Raw genomic sequence first — 1948 nt, 5'->3', positions numbered from 1 at the left:
GCCCCAACAACGACGGTGCTACGCCTTCCGACAAGTAAGCAGCAACGCCGGTAGCTTCACCCGGCCAAGTTCATCGACTTCGAAATCGTGCTCGGGCAGATTGGGCACGTCCGGAAGCTGAACGGAGACGAATGCCGGCCGGACCTCGTCGATCTGCCAGTACTTCGCCACCACGTCACGAACCTCGCGTTCGGTCACGAGGTTCGGCACCGGAAAGGGGGAGTCCGGCGGCAGCGCATCCGTGGTGAAGACCAGCATGTACAGCGCGGCGCCGGGGGCGACTGCGTCGCGCACACCGCGAAGGTAGTCGTCGCGGGTTTCCACCGGGAGAGAGTGAAACAGCGTGCAGTCGATCACCGTGTTGAACTCTTCGTCGAACTGCAACTGGCGGACATCGCCCTCCACGAACCGCGCCTGGCTCAGGCCGCGCTCTCGCGCTCCCTCGGTCGCAGCGGCAATCGCCACACTGGAGATGTCGATCCCGACGGTGTCGTATCCGCGTGAGGCAAGTAGGAACGTCACGTCCCCGACCCCGCAGCCGACATCCAGGACGGGACTGCGTATCTCACCGGAATCGATCACGGCGGCGATTTCCGGCTGTGCCTCACCGATGTTCCACGGCGGCGGTCCGGCGAACACGTCGTTGCGGTAGGCGGCGTCCCAATCCATCACTTCGGTCATGGACAGTGACGGTACCCGCGCCCGCTCGCCGCCGCAGCCACCGCCGAAGCGTGATCTGCGGTGGTCAGAGCCTCTCCGGAGGCCACGCGACCGTCCCGAATGCGCTCGCCGATCGCAACGAGTCCGCGGCGCGAGGAACATTTGCCCCGAGGAGTCGTGCGCACTGGGCCTGAGCTGGTCTTTCTGGTGCCCTCGGTGAGACTCGAACTCACACTGCACGGGTTTTGAATCCGTTTCCTCTGCCAATTGGGATACGAGGGCCTTCGCCGGTGCGCGGTCTCCCACCATAGAGGATCGGACGTAACCACCGTCACGGCCCCGCGGTCGCTGTTCTGCGCTAGTCACGGGACAATGTGGACATGACCGCCTCACCGACGGACGCTGAAAAGCCGCACCGTGTTCTCATCGCCGAGGACGAAGCACTCATTCGCATGGACCTCGCCGAGATGCTCCGCGAGGAGGGCTACGAGGTCGTGGGGGAGGCCGGCGACGGCCAGGAGGCGGTCGACCTCGCCGAGAGTCTCAGACCCGACCTGGTGATCATGGACGTGAAGATGCCGCGCCGGGACGGTATCGACGCGGCCGCGGAGATCGCGTCCAAGCGCATCGCGCCGATCTTGGTGCTCACCGCCTTCTCGCAGCGGGAACTCGTCGAACGCGCGCGTGATGCCGGTGCGATGGCATACCTCGTGAAGCCGTTCTCGATCACGGACCTGATTCCCGCGATCGAGTTGGCGGTCAGTCGATTCGGTGAGATGGCGGCGTTGGAGCTGGAAGTCGCGACGTTGTCCGACCGGCTCGAGACGCGCAAACTCGTCGAACGCGCAAAGGGTTTGCTCCAGACCAAGCAGAAGATGTCGGAGCCCGAGGCCTTCAAGTGGATTCAGCGCGCGGCCATGGATCGCCGCACCACGATGCGGCGGGTCGCGGAAGTGGTCCTCGAGACCCTCGACACGCCGGAGACGTAACAACTGCGTTTCCTGACGCGCAGTTTCACGCAATTGCCCAGCCACCGGCCCGCCGGCATTCCTCAACATCACGCACCACGGCGATGTGTTGGCTATGTTCTACCCGAAGCATCGGCGGCCAGGGCGAGCTGAACTGTCCCATCGGTGCCGATAACAACTCTGACTCGGAGGTGAAACGTGCGAGGTCGCGTGGCACGTAGTGCAATTGCTCTCGGTAGCGCGGGCTTGGTCGTGTTCGGCATTGCCGGGTGCAATCAGTCCGCCCCAGAGGACAGCAAGTCGCTAGCCGACTTGAAGAT

General features: G+C 64.3%; 2 protein-coding genes and 1 tRNA gene. 1 reads left to right on the top strand and 2 read right to left on the bottom strand.

From position 1 onward, the window contains the following. Nucleotides 1–18 precede the first annotated feature (18 nt). A complete protein-coding gene (locus ACRDUX_RS29895) occupies nucleotides 19–687 on the bottom strand; it encodes a class I SAM-dependent methyltransferase (RefSeq protein ID WP_526419291.1) in 669 nt (222 codons plus the stop codon). 178 nt (nucleotides 688–865) lie between these two features. Then, a tRNA-Leu gene (locus ACRDUX_RS29890) sits at nucleotides 866–942 on the bottom strand. Between the two features lie 98 nt (nucleotides 943–1040). On the opposite strand from ACRDUX_RS29890, the gene ACRDUX_RS29885 reads away from it, so the two are divergent. Next, on the top strand, nucleotides 1041–1649 hold the full coding sequence (locus ACRDUX_RS29885; protein ID WP_526419289.1) for a two-component system response regulator PdtaR: 609 nt from the start codon (nucleotides 1041–1043) through the stop codon (nucleotides 1647–1649). Nucleotides 1650–1948 lie beyond the last annotated feature (299 nt).

Origin of the sequence: Mycobacterium sp. (assembly GCF_050701675.1) — a bacterium.
GTDB lineage: Bacteria > Actinomycetota > Actinomycetes > Mycobacteriales > Mycobacteriaceae > Mycobacterium.
Note: the sequence above shows the minus strand (reverse complement) of the source record. Positions and strands in the feature narration are given on the sequence as shown.